This window comes from Neorhizobium huautlense, assembly GCF_030811685.1.
Lineage (GTDB): Bacteria > Pseudomonadota > Alphaproteobacteria > Rhizobiales > Rhizobiaceae > Neorhizobium > Neorhizobium huautlense_A.
The window spans coordinates 25,125-42,253 of record NZ_JAUSRF010000008.1 but is presented as its reverse complement, the minus strand read 5'-3'; the positions used below and the strand labels follow the sequence as shown (position 1 = coordinate 42,253).

At 58.2% G+C, this 17,129-nt stretch carries 15 protein-coding genes, 2 tRNA genes and 2 pseudogenes; 10 read left to right on the top strand and 9 right to left on the bottom strand.

What is annotated here, in order from left to right; translation table 11 throughout:
• Positions 1-136: 136 nt before the first annotated feature.
• From J2T09_RS13250 to J2T09_RS13240, 3 genes are all read right to left on the bottom strand, one after another.
• Positions 137-3,055, bottom strand: coding sequence for a valine--tRNA ligase (locus J2T09_RS13250; protein ID WP_306835405.1), 2,919 nt, complete (start codon positions 3,053-3,055; stop codon positions 137-139).
• A gap of 122 nt (positions 3,056-3,177) precedes the next feature.
• On the bottom strand, positions 3,178-4,059 hold the full coding sequence (locus tag J2T09_RS13245; protein WP_306835403.1) for a PopZ family protein: 882 nt from the start codon (positions 4,057-4,059) through the stop codon (positions 3,178-3,180).
• Positions 4,060-4,219: 160 nt separating this feature from the next.
• Positions 4,220-4,867, bottom strand: a complete 648-nt coding sequence (locus tag J2T09_RS13240) for a protein-L-isoaspartate O-methyltransferase family protein (protein WP_306835401.1) — start codon at positions 4,865-4,867, stop codon at positions 4,220-4,222.
• 276 nt (positions 4,868-5,143) lie between these two features.
• On the opposite strand from J2T09_RS13240, the gene J2T09_RS13235 reads away from it, so the two are divergent.
• Both J2T09_RS13235 and J2T09_RS13230 read left to right on the top strand, forming a co-directional pair.
• On the top strand, positions 5,144-5,437 hold the full coding sequence (locus J2T09_RS13235) for a hypothetical protein (protein WP_306835399.1): 294 nt from the start codon (positions 5,144-5,146) through the stop codon (positions 5,435-5,437).
• A 354-nt stretch (positions 5,438-5,791) separates the two neighbouring features.
• Positions 5,792-5,865 (top strand) — tRNA-Cys (locus tag J2T09_RS13230).
• 251 nt (positions 5,866-6,116) lie between these two features.
• On the opposite strand, the pseudogene J2T09_RS13225 reads toward J2T09_RS13230, so the two are convergent.
• A pseudogene (locus J2T09_RS13225) lies at positions 6,117-6,440 on the bottom strand (IS66 family transposase); the annotation flags it as partial.
• Positions 6,441-6,495: 55 nt separating this feature from the next.
• Positions 6,496-6,726 (bottom strand): annotated as a pseudogene (locus tag J2T09_RS13220) (IS66 family transposase); the annotation flags it as partial.
• A gap of 244 nt (positions 6,727-6,970) precedes the next feature.
• On the opposite strand from J2T09_RS13220, the gene J2T09_RS13215 reads away from it, so the two are divergent.
• From J2T09_RS13215 to J2T09_RS13205, 3 genes are all read left to right on the top strand, one after another.
• Positions 6,971-8,080: an acyltransferase family protein gene (locus J2T09_RS13215; RefSeq protein WP_306835396.1), complete on the top strand. Its 1,110-nt coding sequence runs from the start codon at positions 6,971-6,973 to the stop codon at positions 8,078-8,080.
• A gap of 287 nt (positions 8,081-8,367) precedes the next feature.
• Entirely contained in the window at positions 8,368-8,967 is a 600-nt protein-coding gene (gene cysC / locus J2T09_RS13210; protein ID WP_373458460.1) for an adenylyl-sulfate kinase, read from the top strand.
• 141 nt (positions 8,968-9,108) lie between these two features.
• Positions 9,109-10,044 carry a hypothetical protein gene (locus J2T09_RS13205; protein ID WP_306835393.1) on the top strand — a complete coding sequence of 312 codons (936 nt, stop codon included), beginning with the start codon at positions 9,109-9,111 and terminating at the stop codon, positions 10,042-10,044.
• 157 nt (positions 10,045-10,201) lie between these two features.
• Here the strand turns inward: J2T09_RS13205 and J2T09_RS13200 are convergent, their stop codons facing one another.
• The gene (locus J2T09_RS13200) at positions 10,202-10,486 is read right to left on the bottom strand and encodes a hypothetical protein (RefSeq protein ID WP_306835391.1); all 285 of its coding nucleotides are present in this window, start codon (positions 10,484-10,486) and stop codon (positions 10,202-10,204) included.
• Between the two features lie 515 nt (positions 10,487-11,001).
• Here J2T09_RS13200 and J2T09_RS13195 point away from each other — a divergent pair.
• A complete protein-coding gene (locus J2T09_RS13195; RefSeq protein WP_306835389.1) occupies positions 11,002-11,646 on the top strand; it encodes an exopolysaccharide biosynthesis protein in 645 nt (214 codons plus the stop codon).
• Positions 11,647-11,720: 74 nt separating this feature from the next.
• On the opposite strand, the gene J2T09_RS13190 is transcribed toward J2T09_RS13195, so the two are convergent.
• Complete coding sequence (locus tag J2T09_RS13190; RefSeq protein ID WP_306835387.1) at positions 11,721-12,008, bottom strand: hypothetical protein; 288 nt, start codon at positions 12,006-12,008, stop codon at positions 11,721-11,723.
• Positions 12,009-12,154: 146 nt separating this feature from the next.
• On the opposite strand from J2T09_RS13190, the gene J2T09_RS13185 reads away from it, so the two are divergent.
• Positions 12,155-12,229: transfer RNA gene (locus tag J2T09_RS13185), tRNA-Asn, on the top strand.
• Positions 12,230-12,329: 100 nt separating this feature from the next.
• On the opposite strand, the gene J2T09_RS13180 is transcribed toward J2T09_RS13185, so the two are convergent.
• Entirely contained in the window at positions 12,330-12,620 is a 291-nt protein-coding gene (locus J2T09_RS13180; protein ID WP_306835386.1) for a hypothetical protein, read from the bottom strand.
• Between the two features lie 68 nt (positions 12,621-12,688).
• On the bottom strand, positions 12,689-13,132 hold the full coding sequence (locus tag J2T09_RS13175) for a MarR family winged helix-turn-helix transcriptional regulator (protein ID WP_306835384.1): 444 nt from the start codon (positions 13,130-13,132) through the stop codon (positions 12,689-12,691).
• Between the two features lie 315 nt (positions 13,133-13,447).
• On the opposite strand from J2T09_RS13175, the gene J2T09_RS13170 reads away from it, so the two are divergent.
• From J2T09_RS13170 to J2T09_RS13160, 3 genes are read left to right on the top strand one after another with little or no spacing between them, the layout of a single operon-like run.
• The gene (locus tag J2T09_RS13170; protein WP_306835382.1) at positions 13,448-13,993 is read left to right on the top strand and encodes a sugar dehydrogenase complex small subunit; all 546 of its coding nucleotides are present in this window, start codon (positions 13,448-13,450) and stop codon (positions 13,991-13,993) included.
• 26 nt (positions 13,994-14,019) lie between these two features.
• Entirely contained in the window at positions 14,020-15,654 is a 1,635-nt protein-coding gene (locus tag J2T09_RS13165; protein WP_306835379.1) for a GMC family oxidoreductase, read from the top strand.
• 2 nt (positions 15,655-15,656) lie between these two features.
• Positions 15,657-17,090: a cytochrome c gene (locus J2T09_RS13160; protein WP_306835377.1), complete on the top strand. Its 1,434-nt coding sequence runs from the start codon at positions 15,657-15,659 to the stop codon at positions 17,088-17,090.
• Positions 17,091-17,129 lie beyond the last annotated feature (39 nt).

The following is a 17,129-nucleotide window of genomic DNA, read 5'->3' as shown; positions in this document are numbered from 1 at the left end:
TATCACACAACTTCCGGTGGATGTGCCTGATCCGCAACAGCGTGGCGATTTCATGTCATCCCCAGACAATAAGGGCGCGCCGCTTTCGCGACGCGCCCTTTGAAAGCAAAAATCCATCAATTTCAGCGGTTAAGACTCAGTCGGCCTCGTTCAGGCGCTGCAGCGCCGTCAACAGGCTGGCACGCTGAACCTCAAGTTCGGCCAGGCGCTCGCGTTCTGCCGCCACCACTTCGGGGTCGGCATTGGCGACGAACTTTTCGTTCGACAGCTTGCCCTTGGCGCGGGCGATGTCCGCATCGACCTTGGACAGCGTCTTTTCGATCCGCGCGCGCTCGGCGGCAAAATCGATCAGGCTGCCGAGCGGCAGGCAGGCGGTCGCCTCGCCGACCACGACCTGTGCTGCGCCCTTCGGTGCCGTATCCGCAAGCGAGATGGCATCAACGCGGGCCAGACGACGGATTGCCGCGTCGTGGCGCTGCAGGCGCCCCTGCGTCAGTTCGCTGGCGCCAACCATGATCAGCGGTGCGGTTGCCGACGGCGGCACGTTCATCTCCGAACGGGCCGAGCGCAGACCGGTAACGAGATCGACCAACCAGTTGATTTCGGCAGCAGCCTTCTCGTCGGCAAATTCCGGCGCCGGCCAGTCGGTATGGCAAAGCAGATTGTCACGGCTATCGGTATGCGCCCACAGCTCTTCCGTCATGAACGGCATGAACGGATGCAGCAGCTTGTAGATCTCTTCGAGAACGTAAGCTGCGCAGCCCTGCGCTTCCTTCTTGGCCGCTTCGTCCTCGCCCATGAAGATCGGCTTCAGGAGTTCCAGATACCAGTCGCAGAACTGATTCCAGACGAAACGATAGAGCGATGACGCTGCCTCGTTGAAACGATGGGTCTCGATCGCCTCGGTGACGTCACGGATGGTGATGCCGAGTTCGGTCAGGATCCAGCGGTTGATCGTCAGCGTCGTGGCATCCGGAATGAAATGCGGATCGCGCTTCACGCCGTTCATCTCCGCGAAACGCGTCGCGTTCCACAGCTTGGTGCCAAAGTTGCGGTAACCGGCGATGCGGGCCGGGTCGAGTTTTACGTCACGCCCCTGCGCCGCCATGATGGCAAGCGTGAAGCGCAGCGCGTCGGCGCCGTATTCGTCGATCAGTTCCAGCGGATCGATGACGTTGCCCTTGGACTTCGACATCTTCTGGCCGTTCTTGTCGCGAACCAGCGCGTGGACATAAACCGTGTTGAACGGCTCGACGGCATTGCCCTCTTCGTCCTTCATGAAATGCATGCCCATCATCATCATGCGGGCAACCCAGAAGAAGATGATGTCGAAACCGGTGACGAGCGTATTGGTCGGGTAATAGCGCGCCAGTTCCGGCGTCTTGTCCGGCCAGCCAAGCGTCGAGAACGGCCACAGGGCGGACGAGAACCACGTATCGAGAACGTCCTCGTCACGCGTCAGGATCGAACCCGGCTCGTAGTTTTCGAGCTTTTCCTGAACCCAGGCCTTCCACGGGCCTTCATGAGCGAGATAATGCTGGACGGCGGCGTCGAGCGCCTCTTCCTCGGATTTTTCGACAAAGCACTGGCCATCCGGGCCATACCATGCAGGGATCTGATGGCCCCACCAGAGCTGGCGCGAAATGCACCACGGCTCGATGTTTTCCATCCAGTCGAAGTAGGTCTTTTCCCAGTTTTTGGGAACGAAGTTGGTGCGGCCTTCGCGAACGGAAGCGATCGCCGGCTCGGCCAGCGTTTTTGCATCGGCGAACCACTGGTCGGTCAGCATCGGTTCGATGACGACGCCGGAGCGGTCGCCAAACGGCTGCATGATCTTCTTCTTCTCGACGTAAGGAATGTCGCTGCCTTCGGCATCCTTGACCGTGACAGCAAGGCCTTCGGCATTGATCGTCTCGATGATCTTTGCACGGGCAACCATGCGGTCGAGGCCACGATATTCTTCCGGAACGAGGTTGATCTCGTCGACCTCGGATTCGCTCGGCAGTTCGCCGGTCCTGGTGATGGCGGCAGCCTTTGCCGCACACTCGGCATAGCTTTCGCCATCAGTACGCATCGCCGCGATGGTGTCCATCAGACGGTAGAGCGGGATCTTGTTGCGCTTGGCGACCTGATAGTCGTTGAAATCATGCGCGCCGGTAATCTTGACCGCACCAGAACCAAAATCCTTCTCCGGGTATTCGTCGGTGATGATCGGGATCAGGCGGCGATGTTCTTTCGGACCGACCGGGATTTCGCAGAGCTTGCCGACGATAGGCGCATAACGCTCGTCGGACGGATGAACGGCAACAGCACCATCCCCCAGCATGGTTTCCGGACGGGTGGTGGCAATCGAAATGTAGTCGCGCTCTTCGGAAAGCGTGATGTTCCCGTCGGCGTCCTTCTCGACATAGGTATAGGTTTCGCCGCCCGCCAGCGGGTACTTGAAGTGCCACATATGGCCGTCGACTTCCTTGCTCTCGACTTCGAGATCGGAAATCGCCGTTTCAAACTTCGGGTCCCAGTTGACCAGTCGCTTGCCGCGATAGATCAGGCCCTGCTTGTAGAGCGTGACAAAGACTTCGAGAACGGCCTTGGAAAGCCCCTCGTCCATCGTAAACCGTTCGCGCGACCAGTCGCAGGAAGCGCCGAGACGCTTCAACTGGTTGAAGATCAGGCCGCCCGACTCTTCCTTCCACTCCCAGACTTTTTCGATGAACGCCTCGCGGCCAAGGTCACGGCGCGTAACGTTGCTGCCATTTTCGGCCAGCTTGCGCTCGACAACCATCTGCGTGGCGATACCGGCATGGTCCATGCCTGGCTGCCACAGCACGTCCTTGCCGCGCATGCGCTCGAAGCGGACCATGATGTCCTGCAGCGTGTTGTTGAGCGCGTGGCCCATATGCAGCGAACCGGTAACGTTCGGCGGCGGGATCACGATGGTGAAGGTTTCCGCGCCCGGCTTGGCATTGGCACCGGCACGAAACGCGTTGGCTTCGTCCCATGCGGATGCGATTTTCGGTTCGACGGCGGCGGAATCAAAGGTCTTATCGAGCATTTCCTGACCCGTTTTTCTTTTATGAATGAGATGGTGGGTTGTTACGTATGTGGGGCGGGTGAAGTCAATAAAAAAGCCGCCCCGTTGCCGGAGCGGCTCTTGAAATGACGCCGATACGGCGATTAACGACGAGGACCGCGAGCCACGCGTTCGATTTCCTCGCGCACGAGACGCTCGACGAGCGTCGGCAGATTGTCATCGAGCCATTCCTGCAGCATCGGGCGCAGCATGTCCTGAGCGATCTCCTCGACCGACTGCTGATTGAAGCCATCGAGCATATCGGCGAGTTCGCCGAAGGAACGGGCAACCTGCGCACCAGCTTCCGCCGACATCAGACTAGCAGCAGCCTCGATCTTGGCTGGCAGGCTTTCTGCCTTCGGTTCGGCAAAGGGGTTTTCCGCCTTGGCTTCCGGCGCGTCGATCACGGCGGCAGGCTCGGGCATCACCACGTCAGGCGTCTTCGGCTCGAAAATAGATTCCACGATGCGAGGCATCCTTTCAGGTTCGGCGGAAGCACCTTCCGGGTTGAACCCGGCAACACCCAATTCCGGAATGGGCGGCAGGATCGGGCGCGGCAGTGTCCGCGGAGCCGGAGATGCTGCGAGCTGCTCGACCGCCTGCGATTCTTCATTCGCGGTTTCGGATGGCACTTCCGGTGCGCGGCTGGACGCAGCCCGAACGCGAGCGGCAACATCTGCGAGCGACAGCGAGCGCTCCGGAACGGCGGCAGCCGCCGCTGCGGCGTGACCGGAGAAGTCATGCGCCTGAACCGCCGGCTTTTCGGCCGCAGCTTCGCGAACCGGCACGCCCGGATCGTTCGCGGCCATTTCCGGCGCGAAAGCGTCATCGCCGGCATCTTCGGACGCGCGGTCACCGTCGCTGTACTCGGCAAAATCATTGCGCGCGGAACCGTCGGCCGCAGGCTCGTTGCTTTCGATGATCCGGCGTATAGACGCCAGGATCTCTTCCATGGAGGGTTCACGCGCTACGCTTGGCTGAGCCATACTCTTCCCCGATCTGACGGTTCATGGATCCGGAGCCTCAAGGATACGCGAGGACGAATCACCGGCATTTTAACGGAAAAGCCCGCCTCGAAACAATCGAGGGCGGGCCAGCCATACTGCGCATGCACAGATTTGTTCGGCGCGGTCGCACCGATATTTATCAGAAAACGAATTCTTTCGTTTTAAGGAAACCCGGCAGCGGACGGATCGAGGAGTTGAACTGCGGGGTCGCCGAAACGCCGCCGCTCTCCTTGGTGAACAATGTAGCGAATGCCGAATTGCCATGTCCGACCACCGCGATCAGGCGACCGCCATCGCGCAACTGGTCGAACAGTGCAGCCGGCACTTCTTCGACGGCACCACTGATGACGATGATATCATAGGGGCTTTCGGCATAATGGCCCTTCGCCATGTCGCCGGCGACAGCAACGACATTGCCATAGCCGGCAAGCGAGGCCTTGGCCTGTTCCACCAGCGCTTCATCGCTATCGATGGTGACCACACCGCCAGCCAGATGCGAAAGCAGGGCTGCGGTGTAGCCGGTGCAACAGCCGATCTCGAGCACGGCATCTTCGCGCGTGATGGCGGCAAGCTGAAGCAATTTGGCCAGCGGCGAAGCGGCCAGCACATAACGGCCCGGCGCCACTTCGATATCGTTGTCGATATAGGCGATCGGCTTGACCGCATCCGGCACAAAATCTTCACGCGGAACGGCGAGAAACGCCTTGAGAACCGAGTGGGACGTCACATCGGTCGTACGGATCTGGTTATCCACCATGGTGATCCGCGCTTTTTCGTAATCGGTCATGCTTCTGCGCCTCTTAAAAGCGGTCCAACTGCCCCCGTATTACTGAGGCCGTAACCGGCTTTCAAGCCATGGCTTGAAGCCGAAGGCAAAAACACAAGGGGCAAAACACAAAGCATCTGCGAATGTACCCCTGCAACCGCCTCGCCCGGACAGGTGCCCGGCGCGGGGCACAGATGGGAAACGGGCCAACTCGCCATCATTAACGTAAAATTCACTATGCGCTGGACGCCGACGCAGCCTCACATTGATAATCTGTCATGTTTCAAGGAGATCGAAATGCCCGACACCGCCATGCTTCATGACAGTTCAGAAAGGGTATCCAGCAGCAAGAATTTATGGTCCGTGCGCGACGAAAGCGTTCCGGTGAAATTCGTCGACATGATCACCGAATGTCGGCATCACAACAATATTGCCCATATCTCGCTCGGCTCAGCCATCATGGATCTCAACGGATCGCCGAAAGTGGACGTCGCGACGCGCCTGAGGTTCGATCTTGCCACCGCGAGAAATCTGCATGCGATGCTTGGAACGATGATTGCCGAAATGCTGCGTACTCAGGACCGAATTTGAGCTTTCCTGTACCGGCCTTTTCAAACCGACGTCCGAATACACCTCCTGTACGTGCGACGCTTGCCGTCAGCCACAGTCCCGTTGACATCAACGCTTGGGGCAACTGAACTCAAAAGCGACACGAGCGCACAGGCGCCCGGAAGCCGCTGCGCGGACACATGTTGAGGCAAATATGCCTGAGAGATTGGTGTCTCCAAGCCGCTTGTCCGGACGACTGTTGAATCGTGGTTTGGCTGCGTCACAAGGCGAACCTGCCGTCACGATGAAAAAAGGATGCAAGTTCAGAATGAAGGGGCTTGCGTGACCCATAGATTCGTTCTAAACGCCCCTTACCGCACGCTAAATACCCCGGATGGCCTCGTGGCGGAGTGGTGACGCAGAGGACTGCAAATCCTTGCACCCGAGTTCGATTCTCGGCGAGGCCTCCATCCCTTTTCCCAGACGATTACAAGACGTTGTCAAACCTCGATATTTTTTGAGGTGTGGCAATATGGGCCTCAAACGTTCCGCCACACCAAAATCAGGTGTGGCAATCTGTTCTCCATTTCTCTCGCTTGCACCTGTACTGATCTGCGGAACCCATGACTTGGCAGAAGAAATGTAAGCGCGATTTTCCATGCACATTGACGTTGGCGGCATCACCGGATCGGCCCCGTTTGCGAAGCGATATCCGGGTCTATCAATTGGCTGAGATTTTGAAGAAGCTGAACGGAAGCAGGTCGTCGATGTCGTCGGCTTCCTGACGCTGAGGCAGCTCTGTGAGCACGTGGCGCAGCCAGGTGAGTGGGTCAACGCCACAGGCGCGGCAGGTCAGCATCAGACTGCAGATCACAGCGCTGGCCTTGGCTCCGTCAGCGGTATCGCTGAACAGCCATGATTTTCTTCCGGTCGCAAAAACTCTGATGTCGCGCTCCAGAATATTGTTATCGATCGGCATCCTGTCGTCGCTGGTGTAGCGCGTCAGATAATCCCATTCGTTCAAGGTGTAGGACACGGCATCCCCGTAAGCAAGGCAGATTTGGTGGCGATGCCAGCGCAATGAGCAGAGCGGCAAGTCTTCAGCTTCGTCCTGCAAAAAGAGCGGCGAGAGATGGAACGGGCTGGTCTTCGTTGCTGATCCCCAGCCGGTCGCAGAGATAGTGCCAGAACGATAGGCCGAGTTTCTGGCAGGTCTTCATCAGCCCGAGCATGCTGTCACGCGCCTGCCGGCCGTCGCGGCTGACCGTGCCGCCTGAAATCTTCCGCTTGATCACATAGCCGCGCAGATCTCTTTCCGAAGCGTTCGTATGTGCCCGAACGCGATCGAGCGTCGCTGCACTTCCTGCAACGTCTTGTACATGTCAGATTTCCTTGTGATTTCAGGTCAGGACTTCACGGCCCGCAGCGCTCGTGCGTAGCGTGGTCATGAGTACCCCGGGTTGACGGACCAGTTTTCGGCTTGCGCAGTCGTTGGAATGAGAGACTGCGACAACACAGGCTTGCGCCAGGGCACGCGCTGTGGTTGAAGATTCGCCGAGACACAAGGGGGAAGCAATGCAGCCAAAGCAGATCGATACACTTACCTCGCTACGGTTCCTCGCCGCCGCGAGCGTAGTTGTTGCTCATATGATGGGATCGATAGTCCCGCCTTTTTTTTCCGGCGCACCGCTAGCGCTGGGCGTGTCGTTCTTCTTCGTTCTGTCCGGCTTCATCCTTACCTACGCTTATCAAGGAAGGTTCGACGCCCGGAGGTTCTATATCAGTCGATTCGCCCGTCTTTGGCCTGTTCACATCGTCACGGGGCTGCTTGCTTTTGTGCTGCTGTCCCCCTTTCTAGCAAAGCATCCGGAGTGGTTGGCTCCCAGCATCGCTAACGTTTTACTTCTGCACGCGTGGGTTCCAGTAGTAGGTTACGTCTTCTCCCATAATGCGGTTTCATGGAGCATTTCAGCTGAAATGTTCTTTTACCTGTTATTCCCTGTCGTGCGCGGACGCTGGCTGAAACTCGCCTTTGCGGCGACAATTCTCGGGACGGCGACGACTTTAGCGGTTCTCGACACCGTGCCCATTCCGCAAGGTCAGCCAAACATATGGAGCTTCTCGCCGTCCAATCTCGTGCTGCAGCATCCCGTCATGCGCCTTTTGGAGTTTCTCGTCGGAATAGCGACTTGCCGGCTCTATCTTTCGTCGAGAAACGACGTTCCTTTCGCAACGATCGCTGAAGCGGGTGCCCTGATATCAATCTTGCTCTTCGGCATCTCTTCGAATGGTATCGCTGCCGAATTAACGCGATACGGCTGGCGCCATGTCGGCATGTGGATTTCTCAAACGGGCGGCATGCTGCTTTTTGCCGTGACGATCTTTATTTTTGCGCATCAGCGTGGCCGGATAAGCGTTCTGCTAAAGCACAGAACCATAGTCTGGCTCGGAGAGATTAGTTTTTGCACCTACATGGCGCATCAAATCATAATCAGGCTGTTCGTGAAATACAGCGTCTCAGATCGACTGGGATGGATACCAGCCTCAGTGCTTGTCCTTGCAACCGTCTATGCCGCTAGCCATATTCTTTGGCGGTACTGGGAACTGCCAGCAAGGTTACGGATACTGGAATTAACGAAAGTCAGACGCGCTTCTACTGAAAGCGCACAAGGCTCGTTTATGTGACGGGCCGTATCCTGTTGCGGCTTCTGCAACCCAGTACATCGTTTTCAGGTGTGTTAATTTTCCGCCTGAAACCTTCAACTTCAAAATCCGGTTTTGCAGGTCGTTGCCCTCCCCGATCGCGCCAATACGTGGCCGATTTTATGGCAAAAAAGCAATAATCCCGAAATAAATGACATTTGGTCAGCTTTTTCTTTGTGACCGCTTGTTGCGCTCGCAGCTCACAACTAAAGAGATTGAAGGAGAATTTTATACTTTAAAGGTTGTTTCTGGTGGCGGATATTCACACGATGGGGCCAAGCGCTCCTCAGGACATCTTTTCTCAGCATTTCAACGTCAACCGCGGCATGCGGGAACGACTGAACGGGCATCCCGGAAAAGTCATCTGGCTGACAGGCCTTTCCGGAGCCGGCAAATCCACTCTGGCAAATGCCATGGAAATGGAACTGCACAGGTTCGGCAGAAAGACCTATCTGCTGGATGGTGACAATATCCGTTCCGGGCTCAATAGAGACCTCGGCTTCAGTGATGCCGACCGGGTAGAAAATATTCGACGCGTCGCGGAGATCGCCAGACTGATGCTCGATGCGGGAATGATCGTCATTTCCGCCTTCATATCCCCCTTCCGCGCCGAGCGTGAAATGGCAAAAATGCTGATTGGCCCGAATGATTTCCTCGAGATCTACGTCAACACGCCGTTAAGGGTCTGCGAAGAACGCGACCCCAAGGGCCTCTATAGAAAGGCCAGGCAGGGTAGGATCACCAACATGACGGGACTTGGTAGCCCTTACGAACCTCCAACTGCGCCTTTTGCCACATTCAACGGCTCGGGAGAGATTGCGGTTGAACAGGCCGCGCGTGATTTGGCGAGAGCCGCATCTCTCATCTGAAGCACGCCCCCCTAAAAAGGATTTCAAGCCCGTGGGACAAATACGTGCGGAAAACGCGAAGCCAGACGCTGGAAGCCAATCTGAGATATCGTGGGGCGCCGCCTGGAGACTTTCAAAACTGCAGCATCGGATACGACCTCAATGACGGTAATTCTGCATATCGGCCTGCCAAAAACCGGAACGACATATTTGCAGGAGTGGCTCAGTCTCAATCGCGAGCGATTGGCGCAAGACGGCATCTCGGCAATCTCGTCAGAATCCTCACACCGTTTTGCGGCCGAAGCGCTCTCCGATCCCGCGCTTTGCAAGCGATCGGATGTCGTCGCCATCCGGGAGACGAGCACATTTGACTTTGCCATCGAAGAACTCCGCAACTGCGGCGAACAGTCTTCAGTCATCTCGTCCGAATATTTCTTTCATTGCGATCCAACCCTTGTTGCCGACATGATGAAAGCGATCGGAAATCCGGTCAGCAAGATCCTGTGCTTCGTACGCCGTCAGGACCGCATTTCGGCCTCCGGTTATGCGCAGGAGGTCAAGACACTTGGCATGACGACGCGCATCTCCGATTATTCGGAGGTTTCCTACACACCCTTTCTCGACTGGAACAATATTGCCGAAACCTGGCAACAAGCGTTTCCATTGGCCGATATCGCCTTTCACAATTTCGACGCCTGCAGCGCCAATGGTTCACTGCTCGACATTTTCCGTTCGGAGATTGGCGACGTCGGCGCCGAGCCCCTGATGCTGACGGAACGGGTGAATGAAAGCCTGTCGGCACACCTCACCGAATTCGTCCGGATGATGAATGAAAAACGGCAACGGACCAGCCTTTCCCGGCTGATGGAAATCCAGAAGGGCACCAATTACCCGCCCTATTCCTTCGACCAGCGGTTCACGCAGCTGTTTGAGGAGACCTATATTCAATCCAACAGGGCTTTAGCGGACCGGTTTCCGAACCGATTCGATGAGTTCTGCGAGCCCGGCTGGCGGCCGACCGGAATAGATATGACCGACAAGCTCGGCCCCGAGGAGATCGCCAGGATTCTTTGTGATTACGTTTCCGTAGCAGAATGAGGAAACCGTCCGAGACTGGACGGATAGGCTTCCATCTGTCACAAGCGCGGCGAGAACGCGACCGCCGTTAGCTTTAGAACGGGGTCGGGCGACCGATTGACGTCACGTTGCTGCCGCGAGATCACGCAGGCCGTTCTCGATTTCCAGTAAAAGCGGTTCACGCGGGCCAATAACTGTCCGAGGCAAAATCGGCCGGGATTTTCACGAAACGCCCTATCGCCTGCGCTGCATATTCGATCTGCATGCGCAGATAGCGGATCTCGATCGGCATGGATGCGCCCGTCGCCAGTTCGCGCACGCGCCAGTCGTCATAACCGGAGGCATGGATGCGCCGTTCCGCTTCCTTGCGTACATCCTCTGCCGTCGGATGCACGCCTCTCTTCGTCTCACGCGATGTTGCAGCGCTGCTCCTGCCGCCCTCGATCACCGTCAGCTTCACCATGCCCTGCCGCCTTTCCCGTCTGGCGCCTTGAGAAAAGCCAAGTCTGCGCCCGGTTTCTTGACCGATCCTGACCAGATCACTCCTGAAAACCATCTAGGAAAAATCACAGAAGTCGTCGGCTATGGCGGGGCATGATCAAATCTGCTAACATAAACGTGTTCCGAAGGCCTGAGGAGACCTTCGGCGCCGCACCGACAAGGCCGGTGCGAAACAGGGAGAAAGACTTGCGGCGGATCAATGCCGCTCTTCCTCCCCAAACGTAAGTTGTTCATGCGGTAAGAGGAGAAGCCGTCATGCAATATCTTGATTTTGTCACCACCATAAATCCGTTTGTACTCGGCGTGCTCGTGCTAGTCATCTGCGTCGGCATGTACGATCATTTCGTTGCGCACAAATAAGACCTGCAAACGGTGCCACCTTGACCGTCGGTTCGCCAAACGGCGAACCGCGCAACCGGTTTTCGCGTCGCAACAAAACTGCTAGACAATCGCAACCGCATCAACACGGAGGTGAATGTGCAGCAGTCGGTCGAATTCGAAGATACCTCGCGCTCCCTGACGGAGACTTTGCAGGCGCTGGTCAGCGGCATACGTGGTCAATCGATCACGCTGCGTGAACTGATGGATGCCGTCGGCGAACAGGGGCTGCTGCTGCTTTGCGCGATTGCCTCCCTGCCCTTCCTTATTCCTGTCTCCATTCCGGGTGTCAGCACCGTGTTCGGCGCGGCGATCATCCTGGTCGGCATCGCGGTCTGCCTGAACCGCCTGCCCTGGCTGCCGAAACGTATTCTCGACCGCAAGCTCGACACCGCCAAACTGGTTCCCGCCCTTGAGCGCGGCATCGGCATCGTCGGCAAGTTCGACCGCTTCGTGAAGCCGCGAATGACGCATCTGACCGGCAGCGCCATTGCCAATCGCATCAATGCGCTGGCGATTACTGTCGGCGGCATTCTGCTGATGTTTCCTCTCGGTCTCATTCCATTTTCCAACACACTGCCGGCGGTCGCCATCCTGCTTCTGGCGGTTGGCATGATCCAGCGTGACGGTCTGATCGTTCTTGGGGGCTATGCATTCCTCGTCGGCACGAAGATCTATTTTGCCGCCCTCGCCTATGCCGCCTTCAGCGCCGGCCAGGGCCTGATGTCGATATTCAGTTCCTGACCGACATCCAGCGACAGAATCGCCAGAATCAGAAAGCCCGCGAAAATTTCAGAAATTTTCGCGGGCTTTTCTAATCATCGGGGATCACGAGGACGTCGTTTTGCCCACCAGACGGCAATCCTGCGCCGCCTGCGGCGTACGAAGGCGAGATCGACGGAAAGAACGAGAAGACCGAGCGGCACCATCCAGAAGCCAAGGATGGGCAGAAAACCGAGACAGCCGCCGATGACAAGCAGCACGCCTAGCGTCACCCGCCCAAACCGGCTGCGCGGCATGGGAATGCGAAAACGCCCCAGCATCAACTTGCCATCTCTGGGATCGATGCCGAAACCAGCCTTTCTTTCCTCATTTACCGCCGTCATCTGGCCTCCATTTCCAAGGTTATGCACAGGCGGAGGTGGGAAGTGGCGGTGGATAAAACAAGTTCTGTCATTTTTTTGAAAAAACCGCTTGGCAAATCGCCCAAGCATTTGTATTACCCCGCTCAACGCCGCGGCGACGCGGTTTTTCCCTGGTAGCTCAGCGGTAGAGCATTCGACTGTTAATCGACAGGTCGCCGGTTCGAATCCGGCCCGGGGAGCCAATTCAAAAGATAAACGCCTGCTTTCGTTGAGAAATCCGAAAGCGGGCGTTTTCTTTTTTATCCCTCACCAATGCTGCCACCCACGCTTTCGACGTGCCGATTATGTAATCTGCATGAGAAGCGATTTGATCCTCTCGGATTCCGGCAGTGCCGGCGCATGGTCGAGCTTGGCACGCGAACGATACTTTTCATCCGAGGCGTACCAGTCGATCAGGCTTGAAGCCACGTCGAGCGCCTCCGCGTCCGTTTTATCGACGCCGTTCTCTTCGCACCAAGCCGTGTGAAAGCGATCGATCTCCTCCAGATCATCGGAAGAGAGTACCGTCGACGAAAGATTGTTGGAAAACATGGCCAGTCCCTGCGCGCGCATCTTTTGCGTATGTGTGCGCATAACGGCATCGGAATCATTTTGTTCCAGACTGAACGAGGAACCGCACCATCTGGCGCTCGGCCCTCACCTCACCCCTTGTCATCCAGGATTGCGCTGAACACTTTCATGTCCTCCAGAAAATTCTGGAAACGGTCCTTGCCCATCACCTCGTAGATCCGGCTTCTGGCTTTCAGCGCCGCGTCATGCACGGTCTGCAGCACCTTTTCCCCCTCGGGCGTGATGTAGAGCATGCGCGCACGGCGGTCGTTGCGATCCACCTCCCGGCGGATCAGACCATCCCTTTCGAGAATCTCCACACATTTGGTCACCGATGAACGGTCGAGTGCGATGCGCTCGCCCAGCGCATTCTGCTGGATGCCCGGCTCGATATAGGTAAAGGCCAACGCGCTGTATTGGGTCGGCGAAAATCCGTGCTCGGCCGCCTGCTCGGTAAACAGTGCCAGCGCCACCTGCTGGCAACGCCGCAGCAGGATCCCGTGGGTATTCAGCATATGTTCGGCAGTTACGATCACAGAAATCCTCTCCCATGCGACAGATTGACATAGGTCAATTGGTGGCGTAACTGATCATCAGCTATCCAACTATTTGGCGCGGTGGAGGACTGCGCTGTCTCGCGACAGCGTCAGTGAGTCCGCTCGCGCCTTTTTTCGTGACTTTCGCATGCCCGCATTCCGTCCGCATTGTACCGCTTCCAGACGCCAGGCGCTCAGCGCCACGGTGAAGGGCGCGACATTGCCCGACATTGCCTGTGGATGCAACGCGCCGGCCGTGCCGGAAATTCTTTTCTCGTGGGCAGAAGGCCCACTTCTTTGATGGCCAGGAAAACGATGACGAGACAGTCGAACGATCCCAACGGCAAGCTGATCATGTCGCGCCGCGGCATGCTGCTCAGCGGCGCCACCCTTCTTGCCGGCAGCCTTGCTGCCTCGCTCTGTCCGAGCATGGCGGTCGCAGCCGCCGATGCCGACGCACAGAGCCGCTTCATGCAGCTCTCCAGCCTGCTGATCAATCACCGGCTCAACCCCGCCGTCGGTGCCCGCATCGCTGAAACGGCAACCGGTGAATACAAGAATTTTGCCGGCATGCTCGATGCCATCATCGCCATTGCCGAAAAGAAACAGGCAAAGACGGTCGAGGATTTTTTCGGTGACATTCCGGAAGGTGAACTCAAGGACTTTGCCCACTGGGTCATCTTCGCCTGGTATAGTGGCTGCTCTTCGGAAAAGCGCAATGCCAAGGTGTTCACCTACGAGGAAGCGCTGATCTTCAAACCCACCAGCGACATCCTCACCATACCGTCCTATGGCATTTCCGGTCCCAACCTGTGGACACGGCCCAACCTGCCGCTCTCGGCCCCGATGCCGACCTTCTGACGCCCCTATTCAAAAGAAGTATTCCCATGGTTACCAAGACTAGTGCCGACGTCGTCATCGTCGGAACGGGTGTCGTCGGCGTCGTGATCGCCGAACAGATGCTCGATGCAGGCCATTCCGTCCTCATGATCGAAGCCGGCCCGCGGGTCACCCGCGCCGAAGTGGTCGAGAACTGGCGCAACGCGCCGCTCGGCGTCAAAGGCGACACATCGGTCGCCTACCCGATCCGCCCCTGGGCCCCGCACCCGATGGGTGGCGAAAAGCCCGAGGACGCCTATCTCCAGTTCAGCGGCCCCGACGCCTACGACCAGACCTATATCCGTTATGCGGGCGGCTCCACATGGCACTGGGCCGGCACGTCCTGGCGCCTGACGCCGGAAGACATGCGCATCAATTCGCTTTACGGCGTCGGCCGTGACTGGGCGTTCGACTACGACACGCTGGAGCCCTACTACGTTCGCACCGAGCACAAGCTCGGCATCTGCGGCCCGTCGGATCGTTCGCAGCAATGGCCGCAGACCGGCGCCCGCTCGGCAGATTATCCGATGCCGGCCCTGCCGTTTTCGCCAGGTGAGGTAAAATTCACCGAGGTCGTCAAGACGCTTGGCTACAACAACATCCCCGTCTCGCAGGCCCGCAACAGCGGCATGCCCTATGACGGCCGCCCGGCCTGCTGCGCGAACAACAACTGCGTGCCGGTCTGTCCCGTCGCCGCCAAGTACGATGCCGAAACGGCACTGCATCGCCTGGAAAAGAAGGGCGCGACGCTGCTCGTCGATTCGGTCGTCTACAAGGTCGAAACGAACGCCCAGAACAAGATCGAGGCGGTCCATTTCTACGACCAGCACAAGGAGACGCACCGCATCACCGGCAAGCTTTTCGTGCTTGCCTGCAATGGCCTGGAAAACCCGAAACTGCTTCTGATGTCGACCGACGACCGCAACCCGAACGGCGTTGCCAACTCGTCCGATCAGGTCGGCCGTAACATGATGGACCACCCGGCACGCACCTTCACGGTCACCACCAAGGAGCCCTTCTGGTCGGGCATCGGGCCGGTCGTCAATTCGGGCATCATGCAGACGTCGCAAGGCGCGTTCCGCTCCGAACATGCCGGTGCCTATTTCCGCTACAACAATTTTGCCCGCAACCGCTACATCACCTTCGCGGCGCTGAAGAAGGGGCTCGTCGGCAAGGCACTCGACGAGGAAATCCGCCGCATGACCGCCTGCACGGCCGATGTCGTCGCGGCACACGAAATTCTCGCGGATCCGAACAACCGCCTCACCCTGTCGGACAAGAAGGATTGGCTCGGCCTGCCCCGACCGTCGATCCATTATGATGTCGGCGATTACGTCCGCAAATGCTGGGAGGTCTATTCGCAGCCGATCGGCAAGCAGATCGCCGAGGCGATGGGTGCGACCGACGTGAAGATCTCGCCGAAATTCAACAACAGCAAGCACATCATGGGCGGCACCATCATGGGTACCGATGCAGCAAACTCGGTCGTCGACGTGGATTGCCGCGCCCATGACCACGAAAACCTGTTCATCCCGGGCGGCGGCGCAATGGCCGCAGGCGCCTGCGGCAACAGCACCATCACCATGGTCGCACTTGCCATCAAGGCCGGCGACGCGATGGTCGAACAGATGCGGGGAGCATGATCATGAAGCCAGTCAAATCTCTCGTGCTTGCGGCCCCGCTCGCGCTTGCAGCGCTTGCGCCAGTCAGTGCCGGCGCTCAGGAATTCTCGAAGGAACTGATCGAGAAGGGCCGTTACCTTGCGACGGCATCCGACTGTGTAGCCTGCCACACCAATCATCACGGCGGCAAACCGATGGCCGGTGGCCTGCCGATGGCCTCCCCGGTCGGCACGATCATGTCGACCAACATCACCCCGTCGAAGGAATTCGGCATCGGCACCTATTCGGAAACCCAGTTTGCCGATGCGGTGCGCAAGGGCATTCGCGGTGATGGCGCCAATCTGTATCCGGCCATGCCCTATGTGTCCTATTCCAACATGACGGATGAGGATATTCACGCACTCTATGCCTATTTCATGCAGGGCGTGCAGCCAGTCGAGGAAAAGGCGCCGGAAACCAGCCTGCCCTTCCCGATGAACATCCGCGCCTCGATGATGGGCTGGAACATGCTGTTCCGTCCGAGCGAGATGCACAAGGACGATCCGGCGCAATCGGCAGAATGGAACCGCGGCAAGTATCTGGCGGAGGGCGCTGCCCACTGCAGCACCTGCCACACGCCACGCGGTGTGTTCATGCAGGAGCAGAAGGACGTGAACCTCACCGGCGGCCAGATCGGCCCCTGGTATGCTCCTGACATCACCAATGACAAGGTGCACGGCATCGGCTCCTGGACGCAGGAAGATCTGGTCACCTACCTGAAGACCGGACGGCTCGATCATCGTGCCCAGGCGGCCGGCAGCATGGCGGAAGCCATCAGCTATTCGTTCCAGCACCTCACGGATGCGGACCTGAACGCCATCGCCACCTATGTCCGCAGCGTGTCCAACCCGAACGCGGCGCAGGCGTCCGCCCCGACCCGCTTCGATCAGGGCAAGCCTGCCAACGAACTGGCCGCTTATCGCGGCAAGCCTTATGCTGACGGCATCAAGGGCGACCACGCCGGTTCAGCGCTCTACACCGCCAACTGCGCCTCATGCCACGGCGTCAGCGCGCAAGGCACGGCTGACGGCTACTACCCGAGCCTGTTCCACAATGCCGCGACGGCCGGAGACAATGCGACCAATATCATCGCCGCCATTCTCTACGGCGTCGACCGTCACACCAAGGACGGCCATGTCTTCATGCCGCCATTCGGCGACCAGCCGAACACCGTCAACGCGCTGACCAATGTCGAGGTCGCCTCGCTGTCGAACTACATCCTGAAGGATTACGGCAATGCTAAGCTGACGGTAACGCCGGAGGATGTGCAGGTGATCCGGGATGGCGGGCCGAGTTCTCAGCTGGTGCTGTTCGCGCGCATCGGCATGGGCGTGGGTGCAGGCGTGGCGGTGATCGTGCTGGGCGCGGCCGTATGGCTGTTGCGCCGCAAGCGGTCCCGTGCGCAGGTAGCCGCTTAAAGCGGCTACAGACCTGCCCTTGAACAAAAACCTCCCGTT